Origin of the sequence: Massilia niastensis DSM 21313 (genome assembly GCF_000382345.1) — a bacterium.
Lineage (GTDB): Bacteria > Pseudomonadota > Gammaproteobacteria > Burkholderiales > Burkholderiaceae_D > Telluria > Telluria niastensis.
Map to the genome: position 1 here is coordinate 46,271 of NZ_KB908077.1, position 20,780 is coordinate 67,050.

At 66.4% G+C, this 20,780-nt stretch carries 17 protein-coding genes and 1 other RNA gene; 11 read left to right on the forward strand and 7 right to left on the reverse strand.

Annotated elements, in window-relative coordinates:
• Positions 1-44 precede the first annotated feature (44 nt).
• The gene (gene aceE, locus H162_RS0101525) at positions 45-2,741 is read right to left on the reverse strand and encodes a pyruvate dehydrogenase (acetyl-transferring), homodimeric type (RefSeq protein ID WP_026354106.1); all 2,697 of its coding nucleotides are present in this window, start codon (positions 2,739-2,741) and stop codon (positions 45-47) included.
• A 443-nt stretch (positions 2,742-3,184) separates the two neighbouring features.
• Here aceE and folD point away from each other — a divergent pair, with 443 nt between their 5' ends.
• The 8 genes from folD to H162_RS0101565 all read left to right on the forward strand — a co-directional run bounded on the left by folD (position 3,185) and on the right by H162_RS0101565 (position 13,682).
• Positions 3,185-4,045 carry a bifunctional methylenetetrahydrofolate dehydrogenase/methenyltetrahydrofolate cyclohydrolase FolD gene (gene folD, locus H162_RS0101530; RefSeq protein WP_020651679.1) on the forward strand — a complete coding sequence of 287 codons (861 nt, stop codon included), beginning with the start codon at positions 3,185-3,187 and terminating at the stop codon, positions 4,043-4,045.
• Positions 4,046-4,098: 53 nt separating this feature from the next.
• Positions 4,099-6,174 carry a M3 family metallopeptidase gene (locus H162_RS0101535; protein ID WP_020651680.1) on the forward strand — a complete coding sequence of 692 codons (2,076 nt, stop codon included), beginning with the start codon at positions 4,099-4,101 and terminating at the stop codon, positions 6,172-6,174.
• A gap of 42 nt (positions 6,175-6,216) precedes the next feature.
• Positions 6,217-6,642 (forward strand): DNA polymerase III subunit chi, encoded by a 426-nt coding sequence (locus H162_RS0101540; protein ID WP_020651681.1) that lies wholly within the window; start codon positions 6,217-6,219, stop codon positions 6,640-6,642.
• Positions 6,639-7,031: a DUF2486 family protein gene (locus H162_RS0101545; protein WP_020651682.1), complete on the forward strand. Its 393-nt coding sequence runs from the start codon at positions 6,639-6,641 to the stop codon at positions 7,029-7,031. The genes H162_RS0101540 and H162_RS0101545 overlap by 4 nt, the downstream gene beginning before the upstream one ends.
• An 80-nt stretch (positions 7,032-7,111) precedes the next feature.
• Positions 7,112-9,250, forward strand: a complete 2,139-nt coding sequence (locus tag H162_RS0101550) for an NHL repeat-containing protein (RefSeq protein ID WP_020651683.1) — start codon at positions 7,112-7,114, stop codon at positions 9,248-9,250.
• Positions 9,251-9,311: 61 nt separating this feature from the next.
• Positions 9,312-10,838: an FAD-dependent monooxygenase gene (locus tag H162_RS0101555; protein WP_020651684.1), complete on the forward strand. Its 1,527-nt coding sequence runs from the start codon at positions 9,312-9,314 to the stop codon at positions 10,836-10,838.
• 75 nt (positions 10,839-10,913) lie between these two features.
• Positions 10,914-12,425, forward strand: coding sequence for a CYTH and CHAD domain-containing protein (locus H162_RS29875; RefSeq protein ID WP_020651685.1), 1,512 nt, complete (start codon positions 10,914-10,916; stop codon positions 12,423-12,425).
• A gap of 120 nt (positions 12,426-12,545) precedes the next feature.
• Positions 12,546-13,682, forward strand: coding sequence for a branched-chain amino acid ABC transporter substrate-binding protein (locus H162_RS0101565; RefSeq protein ID WP_020651686.1), 1,137 nt, complete (start codon positions 12,546-12,548; stop codon positions 13,680-13,682).
• A gap of 78 nt (positions 13,683-13,760) precedes the next feature.
• On the opposite strand, the gene H162_RS0101570 is transcribed toward H162_RS0101565, so the two are convergent.
• Positions 13,761-14,069: a c-type cytochrome gene (locus tag H162_RS0101570; protein ID WP_026354107.1), complete on the reverse strand. Its 309-nt coding sequence runs from the start codon at positions 14,067-14,069 to the stop codon at positions 13,761-13,763.
• A gap of 175 nt (positions 14,070-14,244) precedes the next feature.
• Between H162_RS0101570 and H162_RS0101575 the strand changes: the two genes are divergently transcribed.
• Complete coding sequence (locus tag H162_RS0101575; RefSeq protein ID WP_020651688.1) at positions 14,245-14,469, forward strand: TIGR04438 family Trp-rich protein; 225 nt, start codon at positions 14,245-14,247, stop codon at positions 14,467-14,469.
• A 47-nt stretch (positions 14,470-14,516) separates the two neighbouring features.
• On the opposite strand, the gene ilvD is transcribed toward H162_RS0101575, so the two are convergent.
• Complete coding sequence (ilvD, locus tag H162_RS0101580; RefSeq protein WP_020651689.1) at positions 14,517-16,202, reverse strand: dihydroxy-acid dehydratase; 1,686 nt, start codon at positions 16,200-16,202, stop codon at positions 14,517-14,519.
• A 125-nt stretch (positions 16,203-16,327) separates the two neighbouring features.
• Here ilvD and H162_RS0101585 point away from each other — a divergent pair, with 125 nt between their 5' ends.
• Both H162_RS0101585 and lgt read left to right on the forward strand, forming a co-directional pair.
• A complete protein-coding gene (locus H162_RS0101585; protein WP_020651690.1) occupies positions 16,328-17,221 on the forward strand; it encodes a LysR family transcriptional regulator in 894 nt (297 codons plus the stop codon).
• 2 nt (positions 17,222-17,223) lie between these two features.
• Entirely contained in the window at positions 17,224-18,033 is an 810-nt protein-coding gene (gene lgt, locus H162_RS0101590; RefSeq protein WP_020651691.1) for a prolipoprotein diacylglyceryl transferase, read from the forward strand.
• An 82-nt stretch (positions 18,034-18,115) separates the two neighbouring features.
• Here the strand turns inward: lgt and H162_RS0101595 are convergent, their stop codons facing one another.
• The 4 genes from H162_RS0101595 to ssrS all read right to left on the reverse strand — a co-directional run bounded on the left by H162_RS0101595 (position 18,116) and on the right by ssrS (position 20,757).
• On the reverse strand, positions 18,116-19,057 hold the full coding sequence (locus H162_RS0101595; RefSeq protein WP_020651692.1) for a GNAT family N-acetyltransferase: 942 nt from the start codon (positions 19,055-19,057) through the stop codon (positions 18,116-18,118).
• 161 nt (positions 19,058-19,218) lie between these two features.
• Positions 19,219-20,022, reverse strand: a complete 804-nt coding sequence (locus H162_RS0101600; RefSeq protein ID WP_020651693.1) for a sulfite exporter TauE/SafE family protein — start codon at positions 20,020-20,022, stop codon at positions 19,219-19,221.
• Positions 20,022-20,492, reverse strand: a complete 471-nt coding sequence (locus H162_RS0101605) for an EVE domain-containing protein (RefSeq protein ID WP_020651694.1) — start codon at positions 20,490-20,492, stop codon at positions 20,022-20,024. The genes H162_RS0101600 and H162_RS0101605 overlap by 1 nt, the downstream gene beginning before the upstream one ends.
• An 83-nt stretch (positions 20,493-20,575) precedes the next feature.
• Positions 20,576-20,757, reverse strand: a non-coding RNA gene (gene ssrS, locus H162_RS33030) — 6S RNA.
• Between the last annotated feature and the right edge of the window lie 23 nt (positions 20,758-20,780).

The window sequence follows — 20,780 nt, forward strand, 5'->3', positions numbered from 1 at the left end:
TTCCCCGTCACCCCCGCCTGCGCGGGGGCGACGATGAGCACTTCTTACTGGGTCACAGGGTTCGGCTTGTTCGGATCGATGCCGTACTTGGCGATCGCCTGGCTCACGATCGACTTCTCGATCTTGCCTTCGTCGGCCAGCGCGCGCAGGGCGGCGACGGTGACGTAGTAGCGGTTCACCTCGAAGAACTCGCGCAGCTTGACGCGCGAATCCGAGCGGCCGAAGCCGTCGGTGCCCAGCACCTTGTAGGTGCGGTCCTTCGGCATGAAGCCGCGGATCTGCTCGGCGAACATGCGCATGTAGTCGGTGGTCGCCACGATCGGGCCGGTCGTGTTCTGCATCAGCTGGGTGACGTAAGGCACGCGCTGTTCCGCATCCGGGTTGACCATGTTCCAGCGCTCCGCATCCTGGCCGTCGCGGGCCAGCAGGGTCAGCGACGGCGCCGACCACACGTCGGCGGCGATGCCCCAGTCCTTCTGCAGCAGCTCGGCGGCGAAGATCGACTCGCGCAGGATGGTGCCGCAGCCGATCAGCTGGACGCGCTGCTGCGCTTCCCTGGCGCCTTCCTGCAGCAGGTACATGCCCTTCAGGATGCCCTCTTCCTGGCCCGGCTTCAGGCCCGGATGCGGGTAGTTCTCGTTCATGATGGTGATGTAGTAGAACACGTCCTCCTGCTGTTCCACCATGCGGCGCAGGCCGTCATGGATGATCACCGCCACTTCGTGGCCGAAGGTCGGGTCGTACGGCAGGCAGTTCGGGACCGTCGCCGCGATGATGTGGCTATGGCCGTCCTCGTGCTGCAGGCCTTCGCCGTTCAGCGTGGTGCGTCCCGCGGTGCCGCCCATCAGGAAGCCGCGTGCGCGGATGTCGCCTGCCAGCCACACCAGGTCGCCGACGCGCTGCATGCCGAACATCGAGTAGAAGGTGTAGAACGGGACCATGGTGCGGTTGTTCGTCGAGTACGAGGTCGCCGCGGCGATCCACGAGCTCATGCCGCCCGCTTCGTTGATACCTTCCTGCAGGATCTGGCCGGCCTTGTCTTCGCGGTAGTACATCACCTGGTCCTTGTCGACCGGCTCGTACAACTGGCCCTGCTGGTTGAAGATGCCGATCTGGCGGAACAGGCCTTCCATGCCGAAGGTACGCGATTCGTCGACCAGGATCGGGACGATGCGCTGGCCCAGGCTCTCGTCCTTCAGCAGGGTGGTGATGACGCGCACGTAAGCCTGGGTCGACGAGATCTCGCGGCCTTCCGCGGTCGGCTCGATCACCGACTTGAAGGTTGCCAGCGGCGGCACGACCAGCTGCTCGTCGGCCTTGGAACGGCGCTGCGGCAGGTAGCCGCCCAGGGCCTTGCGGCGCTCGTGCAGGTATTGCATCTCAGGCGCGTCGTCGGACGGCTTGAAGAACGGGATCTCGGCCAGCTTGTCGTCCGGGATGGGAATGTTGAAGCGGTCGCGCATCTCGCGGACGGCGGCGTCGTCCAGCTTCTTGGTCTGGTGCGCGGTGTTGCGCGCCTCGCCCGACTTGCCCATGCCGAAGCCCTTGACGGTCTTCACCAGCAGCACGGTCGGCGTGCCCTTGTTTTCCTGGGCGTTCTTGAAGGCCGCGTAGATCTTGTGCGGATCGTGGCCGCCGCGGGTCAGGCGCCAGATGTCGTCGTCGCTCATGTTGGCGACCATCTCGAGCAGCTTCGGATGCTTGCCGAAGAAGTGCTTGCGCACGTAGGCGCCGTCCTTGGCCTTGTAGTTCTGGTATTCGCCGTCGACGGATTCCATCATCACGCGCTGCAGGATGCCGTCCTTGTCCTTGGCCAGCAGCGGATCCCACTGCGAGCCCCAGATGACCTTGACCACGTTCCAGCCGGCGCCGCGGAAGTCGGCTTCGAGTTCCTGGATGATCTTGCCGTTGCCGCGCACCGGACCGTCCAGGCGCTGCAGGTTGCAGTTGACGACCATGACCAGGTTGTCGAGACGCTCGCGCGCGGCCATGCCGATCGCGCCCATCGATTCCGGCTCGTCCATCTCGCCGTCGCCGCAGAAGACCCAGACCTTGCGGTTATCGGTCTGGGCGATGCCGCGCGCGTGCAGGTACTTCAGGAAGCGCGCCTGGTAGATCGCCATCAGCGGGCCCAGGCCCATCGACACGGTCGGGAACTGCCAGAAGTCCGGCATCAGTTTCGGGTGCGGGTAGGACGACAGGCCCTTGCCGTCGACTTCGCGGCGGAAGTTCAGCAGCTGCTCTTCGCTCAGGCGGCCTTCGAGGAAGGCGCGTGCGTAGATGCCGGGCGAGCTGTGGCCCTGGATGTACAGCAGGTCGCCGCCGTGGTCTTCGGTCGGGGCGTGCCAGAAGTGGTTGAAGCCGATGCCCAGCATGTTGGCCAGCGAGGCGAAGGACGAGATGTGGCCGCCCAGGTCGCCGTCGGCGCGGTTGGCCTTGACCACCATCGCCATCGCGTTCCAGCGCATCCACGAGCGCAGGCGCTCTTCGTACTCAAGGTTGCCCGGGCAGTTCTGGTTCAGGTGCGCCGGGATGGTGTTCACGTAGGCAGTGTTGCTCGAGAACGGGATGTGGGCGCCGCGGCGGCGCGCCAGGTCGACCAGGCGCTCCATGAGGTAGTGGGCGCGGTCCGTGCCCTCGTTTTCGATCACTGCTTCCAGCGCGTCGAGCCATTCCTGGGTTTCCAGGGTGTCCGGGTCGTTGGCAGCTTGTGCCGTCAACTGGTCGAGTTGAGCTGACATTAATGCGTCTCCTTGAGTGTGGCGCCCCACCCGATCCCTAAACTGGCTGGTGGCGGTTTGGTGAAATTTCAAATTAATCGAAAATAAACTCTCAGATTCTACCAGTGGATTTTTGGTTTTTCAAATTACGATATGGCATTTCATAATGTAAAACGCAATGCTGCGACCGCACAATTTCCCCGGCTCGTGACACGGATAAATATGCTGTCAATCCTATAACGAAGTGGGGTGTGAGAGAAATAATATTCGGCGGCAATTCTCGCTTGGAAACGGTGCCGATCGGCTCATGCATAAGTTGGTAGCGGGGTCATGCATATGGGAGGGAGGCTGTCCAGTGAAGTCATGGGGGACAAGCTATAAATATGACAATGCTTGCCCCGGTGCGGCGCGCGATACGGGCGTGGGCCTTATAATTTCATTTTTGCCTAGCGACGAGCCCCACCATGCCAGCCCAACAGATCGACGGAGTCCTCCTTTCCCAACAACTGCGCGCCGAAATCGCCGAGCGCGCCGCCAGGCTGACCGCTGCCGGCAAGCAGCCCGGCCTCGCGGTGGTCCTGGTCGGCGAAGACCCGGCCAGCCAGGTCTACGTGCGCAACAAGGTGAAAGCCTGCTGCGACGTGGGCTTCCACTCGGTGCTGGAAAAGTACGAGGCCGACCTGACCGAGCAGGCCCTGCTCGACCGCATCGCCGCCCTGAACGCCGATCCGGCGATCCACGGCATCCTGGTCCAGATGCCGCTGCCGAAGCACATCGACCCGCACAAGGTCATCGAAGCGATCTCCACCACCAAGGACGTGGACGGCTATTCGGTGCTGTCGGCCGGCGAGCTGATGACCGGCCTGGAAGGCTTCCGCCCCTGCACCCCGTACGGCTGCATGAAGCTGATCGAGAGCACCGGCGTCGACCTGCGCGGCAAGCACGCGGTGGTGATCGGCCGCAGCAACACCGTCGGCAAGCCGATGGCCCTGCTGCTCTTGCAAGCCAACGCGACCGTGACCATATGCCATAGCGGGACCGCGGACCTGGGCTACCACACCCGCCAGGCCGACATCGTCGTCGCCGCCGTGGGCCGCCGCAACACCCTGAGCGCCGACATGGTCAAGCCGGGCGCGATCGTGATCGACGTCGGCATCAACCGCGACGACGCGGGCAAGCTGTGCGGCGACGTGGACTACGCCGGCATCCGCGAAGTGGCCTCGCACATCACGCCGGTCCCCGGCGGCGTGGGCCCGATGACGATTACCATGCTGCTCATGAACACCGTGGAAGCGGCGGAACGCGACCTGGCACAACGCGGATAAGCCGCAGCCTGCCCGCGAGGAGGCTGCGATTGACGACTATAGGAAGGAACACCATGACGACCGACACCAGCAATCCCCTCCTCGACTTCTCGGGACTGACCCGCTTCGACGCGGTCAGGCCGGAGCACGTCACGCCCGCCATCGAACAGCTGATCAAGGAAGCGGCCGCTGTCGTTTCGAAGCTGGAAGCGCCGGCGGACACGGTGACGTGGGACAGCTTCGTGGTGCCGCTCGAGGAAGCAACCGAACGCCTGGGCCGCGCCTGGGGCGTGGTAAATCACCTCAACAACGTGATGGACACCCCGGAGCTGCGCGCCACCTACAACGAGAACCAGCCGAAGGTGATCGAGTTCTGGACCGCGCTGGGCCAGAACGAGGCGCTGTTCGCGAAATACAAGGCGCTGCGTCATGGCAGCGAGTACGACTCGCTGTCGGCGGCGCGCAAGCGCATCGTCGAGAACGCCCTGCGCGACTTCCGCCTTGGCGGCGCCGAGCTGCCCGCGGATAAAAAGCAGCGCTTCGCCGAGATCCAGGAACAGCAGTCCGCGACCTCGACCCGCTTCTCGGAAAACGTGCTGGACGCCACCAACGACTACAAGCTGCTGGTCGAGGCCGAATCCGAACTCGCCGGCATTCCCGAAGACGTGAAGGGCGCCGCGCGCGCCAGCGCCGAGAAGGACGGCAAGGCCGGCTGGCAGTTCACCCTGCACTTCCCTTCCTACTATCCGGTGTTGCAGTTCGCCGACAACCGCGCGCTGCGCGAGAAGATCTACCGCGCCAGCGCCACCAAGGCGTCGGACGCCGGCGTGATGTTCAGCGAGCTGGAAAAATGGGACAACACCGGCAATATCGTCAAGCTGCTCAAGCTGCGCCATGAAGAAGCCCAGCTGCTCGACTACGCCAACTTCGCCGAAGTCTCGCTGGTGCCGAAGATGGCCCAGAGCCCGCAGCACGTGATCGAATTTTTGGAAGACCTGGCCAAGCGCGCCCGCCCGTTCGCCGAGAACGACCTGGAAGAGCTGCGCAACTTCGCCCGCGACGAGCTGGGCATCGCCGAGATGCAGTCCTGGGACGTGGCCTACGCCTCCGAGAAGCTGCGCGAGAAGCGCTATGCCTTCTCGGCCCAGGAAGTGAAGGAATACTTCCCCGAGCCCAAGGTGGTCGAGGGCCTGTTCAACGTGATCCAGGACCTGTTCGGGGTCCGCATCAAGCCCGACGACGCGCCGGTCTGGCATCCCGACGTGCGCTTCTTCCGCATCGAGCGCGACGGCCAGCTGGTCGGCCAGTTCTACCTCGACCTGTATGCGCGTCCGGGCAAGGGCCAGGGCGCCTGGATGGACGACGCGCGCGGCCGCCGCCTGGCCACCGGCGGCATCGTGCAGACGCCGGTCGCCTACCTGACCTGCAACTTCACGCCGCCGGCCAGCGTCGACGGCAAGCTGCAGCCTTCGCTGTTCACCCACGACGAAGTCATCACCCTGTTCCACGAATTCGGCCATGGCCTGCACCACATGCTGACCGAAGTCGAGGAACTGTCGGTGTCCGGCATCTCGGGCGTCGAATGGGACGCCGTCGAGCTGCCTTCGCAGTTCATGGAAAACTTCTGCTGGGAGTGGGACAAGCTGCAGCACATGACCGCCCACGTGAAGACCGGCGAACCGCTGCCGCGCGCGCTGTACGACAAGATGATGGCGGCGAAGAACTTCCAGTCCGGCATGCAGACCCTGCGCCAGGTCGAGTTCTCGCTGATCGACATGCACCTGCACTACGACTTCGACCCGAACATGCAGCGCACCGTGCAGGAACTGATCGACGACGTGCGCAAGCACTTCGCGGTGCTGGTGCCGCCCGCGTTCAACCGCTTCCAGCACTCGTTCGGCCACATCTTCTCGGGCGGCTACGCGGCCGGCTACTACAGCTACAAGTGGGCCGAGGTGCTGTCGGCCGACGCCTATGCGGCCTTCGAGGAGGCGATCGAAGGCGGCGACCTGCTCGAAACCGGCAAGCGCTTCCAGCGCGAGATCCTGGCGGTGGGCGGCTCGCGCCCGGCGCTGGAATCGTTCAAGGCCTTCCGCGGCCGCGAACCCTCGATCGACGCGCTGCTGCGCCACAGCGGCATGAATTCCTGATGCCACGGGGAGGGCCCGTTCCTCCTTTTTTCCATCCACGCCATGACCCGCATCGACTTCCATACCAATATCCCCGACAAGCTGGCCTATGCCTGCCGCCTGGCGCGCAAGGCCTATGCCTCGCGCGCCAAGGTGGTGGTGCTGGCCGAGAACGCGGAACAGGCCGAGGCCCTGAACGCGGCGCTGTGGACCCTGTCGGACACCGACTTCGTGCCGCACGTGCTGGCCGGCGATCCGCTGGCGCCGCAGACGCCGGTCATCGTCACCGCCGACGAAGGGGCCGCGCTGCCGCACCACGAGATGCTGGTCAACCTGACGCGCCGCACGCCCGCCAACTTCGCCCAGTTCGCGCGCGTGTTCGAGATCATCTCCACGGACGAAGCGGATGCCGCCGAAGGCCGCAAGCGCTACGTCGCCTACAAGAAGCAGTCCTATCCCCTGACCCACTTCGTCGCAGGACAGTCATGATCCAGCCACCCGGTTTCGATACGAGCATCCCGGTCCTGACGGAAGTCGTCGGCGAGCCGCCGGTATTGACGGAGACCGTGCACGACACGGCCGCGCCGGCGCCGGCCGAGACCCCCGAACAGCTGGAGCGGCGCGCGATCGAGCGCTGGAGCGGCGAGGAATGGGGCGTGCTGGAAAGGCGCGTGACCGAACGCATCCTGCAGCAGCTGCAGGGCCGGGTCGACTTCGTGCTCGAGCAGCGCCTGCGCGAAGACATCGCGGATGCGGTGCAGGCGGCGCTGGACGACTTCAGCGCCGGCATCCGCGCCAGCCTGCAGCTGACCATCGAGCAGGTGGTGACGCAGGCGGTGGCGCAGGAGATCGCGCACCTGCAAGCGCTGGGCAAATAGCCGCGCGACGCCCTCGCTGGCGGCAGCTTCCCCGCTCATCGGCTAAGATTGCGGCCCGATCACATCATCCGGCTGCTTCAGTGAACCGAAAGACCCTCATCGCGGCGCTCGCAGGCGCCGGCATCCTGGCCGTGGGCACGGCCCTGTACTTCACCGACTTCATCGCTCCAGAGTCCGGCGGGCCGGCCGTGCTCACGCCGGCCGTCGCCGCGACCACGCCGTTCTGGCCGGCGCGCGTGACCCTGCTGGCCGGCGACGGCCTGCCCGGCACCGCCGACGGCCCCGCCGCCGCCAGCCGCTTCAGCGATCCCTATGGCGTGGCGCTCGACCCGCGCGGCAAGGTCTATGTGGCCGATGGCGGCGACAGCAACCGGATCCGCAGCATCGCCCCCGACGGCACGGTGGCCACCCTGGCCGGCGGCCGCGAGGGCTTCGCCGACGGCCAGGGGGCGGCAGCCGCCTTCCACACCCCGTCCGCGCTGGCGCTCGACCACGAGGGCAACCTGTACGTGGCCGACACCGGCAACCATGCGATCCGCAAGGTGACGCCGGACGGCACCGTCACCACCCTGGCCGGCAGCGGCACGCCGGGCCACCTCGATGGCGTGGGCCGCGCGGCGCTGTTCAACGGCCCGGTCGGGATCGCGGTCGACGCCACCGGCGTCGTGTACGTGGCCGACACCTATAACGACCGCATCCGGCGCATCGGCAAGGATGGCAGCGTGAGCACCATCGCCGGCGGCGACCGGCCGGGCATGCTGGATGGTCCGGGCGCACTGGCCGCTTTCGATACGCCGAGCGCCATCGCCGTGGCCCTCGACGGCACCCTGTTCGTCGCCGACACCGGCAACCATGCCATCCGCCGCATCGGCCCGGATGGCGTCGTGACGACCCAGGCCATCCCGCCGGAAGGCGAGCGCCGTGCGGTGCTGCGCCGCCCGGTCGGGCTGGCGCTGACGCGCGACGGCTACCTGTACATCGCGGCCAGCTCGGGCGGGCGCATCCTCCAACTGGCGCCGAGCGGCGAATACCGGGCCCTGCTCGACGCCGACCGGCCGGCGGCGGCCGGCGGCTTCGGCGACGACGGCACGGTGCAGCTGTACGGCCCGCGCGGGATCGCGGTGTCCCGCGACGGCAGCCTGGTGGTGAGCGACGCCAGCGGCTACCGCCTGCACCGCCTGGCGCAGCCGCGCGCGGGCGAGGCGGCGCCGGCGCGCCCGCTGCCGTCCATGGTGCGGCGCAAGGAACCGATGCCCTGGCCGGTCGGCCCGCAGGACATGGCGCACGAAGTCGTCGGCGTGATGGGCGAGGTGCGCGGCGCCTGGAACGGCGACAGCCGCGACCACTTCCACGCCGGCCTGGACGTGCGCGCCGACGTCGGCGCGAAGGTGCTGGCGGTGTTCCCGTCGAAGGTGAGCGACCCCTACGCCAACTGGGGTTTCGGCTCGCTCAGCGAGGGCCTGAGCGTGGGACCGCTCTCCTACATCCACATGCGCGTCGGCCGCGACCCGCAGGGCAAGCCGCTCGACCCGCGCTTCCAGGTCCTGGCGGATGCGCGCGGCAAGGCGGAACGCGTGCGCGTGCCGCGCGGGACCCGCTTCGCCGTGGGCGACGCGCTCGGCACCATCAATGCGATGGCCCACGTCCACCTCGACTACTACCAGGGCGGGACCGTCGTCAATCCGCTGACCCTCCCCTTCGTCGGCTTCACCGACACCGTGGCGCCGCGCATCCAGAGCATCGCCCTGTACGACAGCGCCGACCAGCGCATCGCCGCGAAAAAAGGGCAGCCGCTGCGCGTGCCGCGCAGCCTCGGCCAGGTCAGCATCGTGGTGAACGCCTACGACCAGGTGGACGGCAACCTGGCGCGGCGCCGCCTCGGCCTGTACAAGCTGGGCTACCAGCTGCTGCGCGCGGACGGCACGCCCTTGCCCGGCTTCGAACAGCCCCTGATTACCCAGGTGTACGACCGCTTGCCGCGCAATCCCGACGCGGTCAAGCTCGTCTATGCGCCCAGCAGCGGCATCACAGTCTACGGTAGCAAGTCGACGCAATTCGCCTATGCTGTTAACAACCGCCTGCGCGATGGCGAAGTCGAGGCCGGCAGCTGGCAGGTGGGAGCGTTGGAGCCAGGGAACTATATCCTGCGCATACATGCAGCCGACTATGCAGGCCAGGTCGCACTCGAAGGGCGCGACCTGACTTTGTCTGTGGAGTAAGCCCAGCCGGGAACATGTCTCCCGCACCGGCATCTCTTCACAGGGAAAGCCAGGGGGAGACATGGATCACTACGACGTATTCATCGCGGGTTCGGGCCCGACCGGCATGGTACTGGCGCTGTACCTGGCCCACCAGGGCGTCAAGGTCGGGATCGTCGACAAGACCGCCGCTCCGGGAACCACGTCGCGCGCCATGGCGGTCCAGGCGCGCATCCTGGAACTCTACCGCCAGATCGGCCTTGCTGACGAGATCGTTGCGGCAGGCAAGCCGAACCAGGCCATCAACCTGTGGGCCAAGGGCAAGCACAAGGCCCACCTGTCGCTGCAACTGGCCGGCGCCCGCTACACCCCCTACCCCTTCATCCTGGTCTATCCGCAGGACAGGCACGAAGAAGTGCTGGTCCGCAAGCTGGAAGAGATGGGTGTGACGGTCCAGCGCGAGACCGAGCTGGTCGGCTTCGAGGAGCATGAATGCGAGGTCACGGTGCGCCTGCGCAAGGCCGACGGTACGGAGAAACAATGCACGGCCACCTACCTGGCCGGCTGCGACGGCGCGCACTCGGCGGTCCGCCACCTGCTGGGCGGCAGCTTCACCGGCGGCACCTACGACCGCCTGTTCTACGTCGCCGACGTCGAGGCGCGCGGCAAGGCGGCGGAAGGCGAAGTCCACCTGTCGCTGGAAACCGCCGACTTCGTGATCCTGCTGCCGTATACCGATACGGGGCGCTGCCGCCTGATCGGCACCGTGCGCGAGGAGCGTGCGGACGCCGCCGGCCAGCTCAGCTTCGAGGATGTCAGCCACCGCGCGCTGGAAAGCCTGGGGCTGCGGGTCGAGCAGGTCCACTGGTTCTCGACCTACCGCGTGCACCACCGGGTGACCGACCACTACCGGTACGGCCGCGCCTTCCTGCTCGGCGACGCCGCCCACGTCCACAGCCCGGCCGGCGGCCAGGGGATGAACACCGGGATCGGCGACGCCATCAATCTCGCCTGGAAGCTGGCCGCCGCGGTGCGCCACGAGGCGCCGCAAAGCCTGCTGGACAGCTACGAGGCCGAGCGCCTGGCGTTCGCGCACAAGCTGGTCGACACCACCGACCGCCTGTTCACCTTCGTCACGGCCGAAGGGACGTTCGCGGACTTCATGCGCACCCGCATCGCGCCGATCTTCGCCAGCGCCGCCTACAGCATCGACACGATGCGCGAGCTGATCTTCCGGATCATTTCGCAGATCACGATCAACTACCATGACAGCTGGCTGAGCGCGGGCGCGGCCGGCGCGCTCAAGGGCGGCGACCGCCTGCCCTGGGCGGTCCAGGACGGCCGCGACAACCATGCACCGCTGCCGAAGATCGACTGGCAGGTGCAGGTCTACGGCACGCCGAACGACGCGCTGGGCGACTGGTGCACCCGGCATGGCATGCCGCTGCGCGTCTTCGACTGGGGCCAGGGACACGAGGCTGCCGGGTTCACGCGCAATGCCCTCTACCTGGTACGCCCCGACAACCACATCGCGCTGTGCGACACCGGCGCGTCGGCCGAGACCCTGGCGAAGTATTTCCGCGACCGGGCGTACCGGCGCTTTTGCTGATGGCGTTCGCCGTACAGCCCATCCATGCGCCGCCGAACGCGCGGCTGTGGTCCACTACGCATGAAAGGACCGAGCATGGAAACCGAACTCAAACTCAAGGTTCCACCCGCCGCCCTGGAACGCATGCGCAGCCACCCGGTGCTGAGCGAGCGCTCGCAGGGCGCGCCGCGCGAACACCACCTGACCGACACCTACTACGACACTCCCGAACGCGAGCTGTGGAAGCATGGCCTGAGCTTGCGGGTCCGCAATGACAACGATACCTGGGTGCAGACCGCGAAAACGGCCGGCGCACGCTTCTGCGGCCTGGACCAGCGCGGCGAATGGGAATCGGCCTTGCCCGACGGCCAGCCCCGGCCCGGGCTGCTGGCGCGCCAGGTCAGGGACGGCAGGCTGGCCGATGTGCTGACCGCGCCCGGCATCGCGCAGCGCCTGCAGCCGGTGTTCCGCAGCAGCACCCGCCGCACCAGCTGGGACATCCCGCTGGCCGACGGCCGCCAGCTCGCCTGCGCGCTGGATGCGGGCGACCTCGCCTGCGGCGACCGCCACACGGAGATTTCCGAACTCGAACTGGAACTCAAGCGCGGCGACCCGGCCGAGCTGTTCGAACTGGCGCTGGACCTGCACCGGGACATTCCGCTGGAGATGAGCAACGACAGCAAGGCCGCGCGCGGCTACGCGATGCTCGAGGACGCGCCGCTGCGCGCCGTCAAGGCCACACCGGTACGCCTGGGCCGCGACATGACCCTGGAGGACGCGTTCCAGTGCATCGGCCTGAACTGCCTGCGCCAGATCGAGGCCAACGTGGCGGGCGTGCTGCGCAAGGACGTCGAAAGCCTGCACCAGATGCGCGTCGGCCTGCGCCGCCTGCGCGCGCTGGCCGACATGTTCGAAGAACTGGCCGCAGCGCCAGCCGAGATCCGCGAAGGCCTCGACTGGCTGGCGGGAGAACTGGGCGCGGCCCGCGACTGGGACGTGCTGGCCGACACCACGCTCGATCGCATCCACGGCATCGATCCGGCGGCGCTGCGCCAGGCCGCGCACGACAAGGCGAATGCGCTGCACGGGAAAATGCTGCAGACCCTGCATGCGCCGCGCCATACCCAGTTGATGCTGCAGCTGAACGGCTGGCTGCGCGGCCGCCAATGGCGCGGCGTCGACGCGCTGCCCAAGGGTGCGCCGCTGGCCGAACGTGCGCTGCGCGGCGCCCGGCCGCTGCTGCGCAAGGCCGAGAAACGCCTCGCCAGGCGCATCAAGGCGCTCGACCCGGCGGATGCGCCGATGCGCCATCGCGTGCGCATCGCGGCCAAGAAGGCGCGCTATGCGGCCGAGTTCTTCCATGACCTGATGCCAGGCAAGCGGACCAGGCGCTACATCAGCCGTTTGTCCAAGCTCCAGGACCGGCTCGGTGCGCTGAACGACATGGCGGTCGCCGGGCAGCTGCTCGACGAACTCACGGGCGGCCGCGGCCAGATACCGCGCCAGGCCTCGTATGCGCGCGGCTACCTGGCCGCCCAAGCCGAGGCCGGGAGCGAAGACCTGGGCAAGGCGCTCAAGGGTGTGGCAAAACTGCGGATCATCCGCTAGCGCCACCTGCGCCTGCTTTTTCTCCTTTGCGATGACCGGAAATTGTTGTACCTTTTACAGTGTAATTTCCGATTTGCCACGACCGTGGCCACGCAAAGTTCTCACTTCTGGAGAAAATACATGCAGGTCAGCACCAAGCTCATCCCCCTTGCCATCGCGATGGCGTTCGCCGGCAGCGCCAGCGCCCAGCAGGTCGTCAAGATCGGCCACGTGGGTCCCGTCTCCGGCCCGAACTCGCACCTCGGCAAGGACAACGAGAACGCGGCGCGCATGGCGATTGACGAGCTCAACGCCAAGGGCTTCACCATCAACGGCCAGAAGGTCAAGCTGCAGCTGCTGGCGGAGGACGACGCCAGCGATCCGAAACAGGGCACGGCCGTGGCCCAGAAACTGGTCGACGCCAAGGTCAACGGCATCGTCGGCCACCTGAATTCGGGCACCTCGGTGCCGGCCTCGAAGATCTACCACGACGCCGGCCTGGTCCAGATCTCCCCGGCCACCACCGCGACCCAGTACACCAAGCAGGGCTTCGCGGGCGCGTTCCGGGTGGTCGCCAACGACGCCAAGCTGGGCGGCACGCTGGGCAAGTATGCGGTCGAGACCCTGAAGGTCAAGAACATCGCCATCATCGACGACCGCACCACCTACGGCCAGGGCGTGGCCGCCGAATTCGCCAAGGGCGCCAAGGGTCCGGGCGTGCGCATCGTGGGCAAGGAATTCACCAGCGCCACCGCCACCGACTACACCGCGATCCTGACCTCGATCCGCGCCAAGAAGCCCGACCTGGTGTTCTTCGGCGGCATGGACTCGGTGGGCGGCCCGATGCTCAAGCAGATGAAGGCGCTCGGCATCAACGCCAGGTTCATGGGCGGCGACGGCGTGTGCACCGAGGCGCTGGGACGCCTGGCGGGCGACGCCGTGGGCGAAGACAAGGTGATCTGCGCCGAAGCGGGCGGCGTCAAGGGCGCGCAGGAAAAGGCCATGACCGACTTCCGGGCCCGCTTCAAGCAGAAGACCGGCGTCGAGGTGCAGCTGTATGCGCCGTATGTGTACGACTCGGTGATGGTGATGGCGGCCGCGATGCAGAACGCCAAATCCGCCGATCCGGCCAAGTACCTGCCGGAGCTGAAGAAGATCAAGTACGAGGGCGTGACCGGCACCATCCAGTTCGACCAGTTCGGCGACATCCAGAACGGCGCCCTGACCCTGTACACCTACAAGGGCGGCAAGCGCACCCGCATGGACGTGATCCGCTAAGGCGGCGCCCGGCAAGGCCGGAAACGAAAAAGCGCGCCATGCTCACGCAGGCGCGCTTCGTTCGTCGAAGGGGGGCGATTACTTCGTCGCCAGCACCCATTTGACCAGGCTGCGTGCTTCCGCTTCGCTCACCTGGGGATTGGCCGGCATCGGCACCGGACCCCAGACACCTGCGCCACCCTTCATGACCTTTTGCACCAATTTGTCTTCAGCGCCTTTCTGGCCATCGTACTTGGCTGCAACGTCCTTGTAGGAAGGACCGACCAGCTTGTTCGCCACCGCATGGCAGGCCATGCAGTTCTTGGCTTTCGCCAGGTCGACTTGTGCGAACGCGCTGGTGGACGCGAGGGTCGACAACACAACACACAACAACAGGGAGCGTTTCATTTATTTCTCCAGGTTAAACATGGAACAGATTCTACCGGTATTTCCCCCGTCCTCCACCAACCGATACACTCTGTAACGATAGAGCAACGTCCATGGTTGACTTGACAACAGGAAACACAACTAATCTCCAGGCCACATCTGTTTTTTGTAATATGCATGCCTGGAGGAATTTTTTATGCCCTTGATCCTGTTGATCCTGGCCCTGGTCGTGCTGCGCGGCTTGGAAGTCTGGCGCTTTGCCGAGCTGTCGTGGTGGACCATCGTCGGCCTGATGGTGGCGGCCTTCATCTGGTTCGAATTCATCGAGAAGATGCTCGGACTGGACAAGAAGAAGGAACACGCCGAGCAGGACAAGCGCCGCGATGCGCGCGTCAGGCGCACGCTCGGCAAGCGCAAATGAGAACGGCGGGGCTTGCCCCGCCGTTTTACTTTATTGGTGAATCTGACTTAGTCGGTGACCGCACCCTTGCTGGCGCTCGAGGTCAAGGCCGCGAACTTGGCCAGCACCCCGCGCGTATAGCGCGGCGCCGGACGCACCCAGGCCGCGCGGCGCCGGGCCAGCTCTTCTTCCGGCACGTTCAGCTGGATCAGCAGCCGGTGCGCATCGATCGTCACCGAATCGCCTTCCCGCACCAGCGCGATGGTCCCGCCCTCCCAGGCTTCCGGCGCCACGTGGCCGACCACCATGCCCCAGGTGCCGCCCGAGAAGCGGCCGTCGGTGATCAGGCCGACCGATTCGCCCAGGCCCTTGCCGATCAGCGCGGAGGTGGGCGCCAGCATCTCGGGCATGCCCGGCCCGCCCTTCGGTCCGAGGTAGCGCAGCACCAGCACGTCGCCCGGCTGGATGCCGTTCGCCAGGATCACGCCCATCGCCGACTGCTCGTCGTCGAACACGCGCGCCGGTCCCGTGATGGCCGGGTTCTTCAGGCCGGTGATCTTGGCCACCGAACCCTCCGGCGCGAGGTTGCCCTTCAGGATCGCCAGGTGGCCCTCCTGGTACAGCGCCCGGTCGAGCGGGCGGATCACGTCCTGTCCTGCCTTCGGCGTGGACGGCACATGGGCGAGTTCCTCGGCCAGGGTGCGGCCGGTGATGGTGATGCAGTCGCCGTGCAGCAGGCCGGCGTCGAGCAGCAGCTTCATCACCTGCGGGATGCCGCCCGCCTGGTGCAGGTCGGTCGCCACGTACTCGCCCGAGGGCTTGAGGTTGCAGATCACCGGCACCTTGCGGCGCACCCGCTCGAAGTCGTCCAGGGTCCATTCGACTTCGGCGGCATGGGCGATCGCCAGGTAGTGCAGCACCGCGTTGGTGGAACCGCCGGTGGCCATGATCAAGGCCACCGCGTTCTCGATCGACTCGCGGGTGATGATGTCGCGCGGCTTGAGGTCGCGCTTGACCGCCTCGACCAGCACGCGCGCCGACTGCGCCGCCGAGCCGACCTTCTCGTCGTCCGGATTGGCCATGGTCGACGAGTACAGCAGCGACATGCCGAGCGCCTCGAACGAGGACGACATCGTGTTCGCGGTGTACATGCCGCCGCACGAACCCGACGACGGACAGGCGTTGCGCTCGATGCCGTCGAAATCCTCCTGGCTCATGCGGCCGGCGGTGAACTCGCCCACCGCCTCGAAGGCCGAGACGATGGTCAGGTCCTTGCCCTTCCAGTGGCCGGGCTTGATGGTGCCGCCGTAGACGTAGATGCCCGGCACGTTGACGCGCGCCAGTGCGATCATCCCGCCCGGCATGTTCTTGTCGCAGCCGCCGATCACGACCACGCCATCCATCCACTGGCCGTTGACGCAGGTCTCGATGCAGTCGGCGATCACTTCGCGCGAGATCAGGGAGAACTTCATGCCCTCGGTGCCCATCGACATGCCGTCGGAAATGGTCGGGGTGCCGAACACCTGGGGATTGGCGCCGCACTCCTTGACGGTGGCGACCGCGATGTCGGCCAGCTTCTGCAGGCCCGAGTTGCAGGGCGTGATGGTCGAGTGACCGTTGGCCACCCCGATCATCGGCTTGTCGAAGTCTTCCTTTTCATATCCCATCGCGTAGTACATCGAGCGGTTGGGACTGCGGGCCACGCCCTCGGTGACGTTGCGGGAACGGCGGTTATAGCGCTGTTGGTCGGCCATGACGAACTCCCCCTGAGCAGAGCTGTCAGGATGCCTTGCCGCTCCCGCTACGTCAAATGTAAGATACGCGCGTGTGTGATACGCATCGCATATCACCGCCGCCGATCAATACAGCCTGCATATCGATGAACCTTGAACTGCGCCAGCTGCGCCATTTCGTCACCGTGGCCGAGGAACTCCACTTCGGCCGCGCGGCGGCGCGCCTGCACATGACCCAGCCGCCGCTGTCGCAGAGCATCGCCGGGCTCGAGGAACTGCTCGGCGCCCCGCTGTTCCTGCGCAACCGCCGCCAGGTGAACCTGACGCCGGCCGGCAGCGCCCTGCTGCCGGAGGCGCGCCGCATCCTCGACGAGGCCGGCGCCCTGCCGGAGCTGGTGCGGCGCGTGGCCTCGGGCGAGGCGGGCCGGCTGGCGCTGTCCTTCGTGACCACGGCGGGCGTGAGCGTGCTGCCGGCCATCCTGCGCGGCTACAGCGCGGCCTATCCCAAGGTCAGGCTGGTGCTGCAGGAAGCGACCTCGGACCTGCAGTTCGAGGAGCTGCTGCAGGGCCGCATCGATGCCGGCTTCGTGATCCCGCCGCTGCCCGGCAGGCAGGACAGCCTGCTGGACTACCTGAAGATCGTGGAAGAACCGCTGGTGCTGTGCGCGCCGGGCGGCCTGGATGCGCTGCGCGCCCGCGGCCCGGTGCGGCTGCGCGACCTGCCGCCGCTGCCGCTGCTGATCTTCCCGCGCGCGGTGGCGCCGGCGCTGCACGATGCGGTCCTGGCCTGCTTCCGCGCGGCCGGGGTCACGCCGGTGATCGGCCAGGAAGCGATCCAGATGCAAACCATCGTCAGCCTGGTTTCCGGCGGCATGGGCCTGGCACTTGTGCCACAATCGGTGTCGAACCTGATGCGACCGGGCGTAGAATACCGTGCCCTCGCCGACCCGACGCCGCTGGCCGAGACCGGACTGGCCTGGCGACGCGATAACGATTCGCCGGTGCTCAAGGGCTTCTTGGACTTGTTAAGGAAAGACTGACTATGCTGATTCATCCGCAGCCGGACCCGATTGCGTTCTCCATCGGTCCGGTGGACATCCACTGGTACGGGCTGATGTACGTACTCGCCTTCGCCCTGTTCCTGATCCTGGGCCGGGTGCGCATCCGCCAGCCGCACATCGCCGCGCAGGGCTGGACCAACGAAGACCTGGACGACATGCTGTTCTACGGGATGCTGGGCGTGATCCTCGGCGGGCGCCTGGGCGAAGTGCTGTTCTACCAGCTCGGCTACTTCCTCGCGCATCCGCTCGAGATCTTCATGGTGTGGCGCGGCGGGATGTCCTTCCATGGCGGCTTCCTCGGCGTGCTGATCGCGATGGCCCTGTGGGCGCGCAAGCGCAAGCGCAACCTGCTCGACGTCTACGACTTCATCGCGCCGATGGTGCCGCTCGGGTATGCGGCGGGACGGATCGGCAACTTCATCAACGCCGAACTGCCGGGACGCCTGGCCGACCCCAGCCTGCCGTGGGCGATGCTGTGGCCGGGCGTGGAAGGTCCGCGCCATCCGTCGCCGCTCTACCAGGCGCTGGTCGACGGCGTGCTGGTGTTCCTGATCCTGTGGCCGTTCGCCCGCAAGGCGCGCCCGCGCCTGGCCGTCGGCGCCCTGTTCACCCTGCTGTACGGGTGCGCGCGCTTCACCACCGAATACTTCCGCGTGCCGGACTGGGAAATCACCGTGGCCGGGCTGCCGGTCACCTCGGGACAGGTGCTGTCGCTGCCGATGATCGTCGCGGCGCTCGTCATGCTGGCGTGGGCCTACAAGCAGCCGGGGAAGCGGGCCGTGCACGCCTGAGGCAAGCCGGGCTGCACAAGGACCTGGGGGGAAGCATGCCGATGGCATGCTTCCCCCCAGGTCTTTCATGCGGTCGGATCGGCTAGCGCCGGCGCTTGATCATCCGCTTCACGCGCGCCTTCACCCCATGCTTCTCCATCAGGTCACCGATCTCCCCGGTCACCTGGTTCATCAGGATATGCGCGCGGATGATGGCGCTGTTGCGCAGCGAGCGCTTGACCAGCACCAGGTGGCAGCACAGGCGCTGGTGGGTGGCGAACAGGCGCTTGTGATCGCCCTCGCCCTCGGTGAAGTCGAAAAAGCGGAAGCGGTTTTCGGCGAATAGCTGTTCCGTCGCCAGCCACTGCAGCACGATCCCGACCGACAGGTGCAGGTACTCGGGGTCGTAGCCGAGATACGCAAACGTCAGCACGCCCGCATCGACCGGGCAGTACAGGTAGGAGACCGGGCGCGCGCCGTCGAACAGGATGAAGGCGCGCAGCCGGTCGGCCTCGGCCAGCTTCAGCGCGTTCTCGATGAAGGCTTCGTTATCCGGCAGGCCCACGCCCAGCACGCGATCCTGGTAGGTGGTCTTCGAGAGATCGCGCGCCAGCGCGAAGAATTCCCTGATTTCTTCCGGCGTGCGGTAGGCCTTCCACGGTATCGTCCCGCCGCAGTGTTCGGCGTACTTGCGCAGCTTGCGGTTGAGCGTCGAGCGCGTCTTGGACGAGAACTTGTTCTTGTACTGCTCGTAGCCGATGCTGAAGTCGATGTGGAAGTGGTGGTAGTGCTCCTGGGCGTAGCACAGGTAGTCGCCATTGCGGCTCAGCATGGGCAGCGGGGCCGACAGCGGCAGCCCGCGGATCACGAAGCCCTGGCTGCCGGGGACCAGTTCGTCGGAAGGCACGACCGGCAGCGCCACCGGCACCGTTTCGTTCACCAGCTTGTCTCCACGGATCTGGAGCGGAAGCGACAGCTTGAACAAGGTCATGTAGCTGCTCAGCTGGAACTTGAACGCCACGGGTTTGAACTGCCAGTTGCTCATCTGTCTTCCTCCAGTAAGCCTGCTGCAGCATGACCTGCCGCGTACTTTGCGCGGCCGGCAAGCGATTAATTGTCAGTAAAGATCCTATCGGAAATTAATTAAAATGACAACAAAATGCCTGCCGCCGCCAGGCGGAAGTCGCCCGCCCCGCAACAGGTCGATCAATTGAAGGCCTTCCAGAACATGTAGCCCGCCAGCGCATACAGGATCACCGCGAACACCTTCTGCAGCTGCCGCACCGGCATCTTGTGCGCGGTGCGCGCGCCGAGCGGCGCCATGGTCACGCTGGCCAGCACGATGATCGCCAGCGCCGGCAGGTAGATGAAGCCGAGCGAATACGCCGGCAGGCCCGGCTCGCCCCAGCCGAAATAGATGTTCGAGAGCGTCCCCGACAGCGCGATCGGGAAGCCGAGCGCCGCGCTGGTGGCGACCGCATTGTGGATGCGTACATTACAGCGGGTCATGAAGGGCACCGAGATGAAGCCGCCCCCTGCCCCGACCAGGCCGGACAGGATGCCGATGAAGCCGCCCATCGCGAACATGCCCGGCGCCTGCGGCAGCTCGCGCGCCGCCGCCGGCTTTTTCCCGATCAGCATCTGGGTCGCCGAGAAGGCGACGAAGCAGCCGAAGAAGAAGGCCAGCAGCGAGGTGTTCATCTGCTTGCCGATCCAGGGGCCGATCCAGGAACCGACCAGGATGCCCGGCGCCAGCAGCTTCACCACCGGCCACAGCACCGCGCCATGCTGGTGGTGCGCGCGCACCGAGGACAGCGACGTGAACAGGATGGTGCCCAGCGAGGTCGCGATCGCCATGTGGACCACCAGCTCGGGCGCGATGCCGCGCGCCGTGAAGATCATCGTAATGAAGGGCACCAGCACCATGCCGCCGCCGATGCCGAGCAGGCCGGCCGCGAAGCCGCCGAAGGCGCCCATCGCGAGCAGGGCCAGGATCAGCGAGACATCCATCACGCCTCCCCGCCCGCCACGAGCGCGACGATCGCATCCCACTGGCCCTGCGTCACCGGCGAGACCGACAGGCGGCTGCCCTTCTGCAGCAGCACCATGTCTTCGAGCGCGGCGATGCTGCGCATCTCGGACAGCGGCAGGTAGCGTCCCTGCCTGGTGGCGCGCACGTCGACCGAGATCCAGCGTGGCTGCTCCGGCGTCGCCTTGGGGTCGAAGTAGGGACTGGCGCTGTCGAACTGGGTCGCATCCGGATACGGGCCGCTGGCCACTTCGGCCAGCCCGGCCACGCCCGGCACCGCGCAGCTGGAATGGTAGAACAGGATGCCGTCGCCGACCGCCATCGCATCGCGCATGAAGTTGCGCGCCTGGTAGTTACGCACACCGAACCAGGCCACGGTCCGATCCGGCGCGGCCAGCACGTCCTCGAAGCTGACCTCGTCCGGCTCGGATTTCATCAACCAATAGCGCATCGCGCCCCTCCAAAACAAACGCGCCAAAATGGCGCGCGCAAAAAAAAAAGCGGTTGCGTATCGAGTGCGCAACCGCCTGGTATCTGTGCCCCGCCTGTGCCGTTTTTGCCGGCATCCCGAACCAAAGCGGTTCAAGGTGGTCGCGGTCAGATCAATTTCGGGTTCGTCGAACTAGCGACGCTCACGCCCATCAAACATGTTCCACAACCTATGCGTAAGAATGGTTCAAGGAATATATGGCAAATCTCGAACACCGCAGGGTAGTGCGCAGTTTACTCTCTTGTTCCG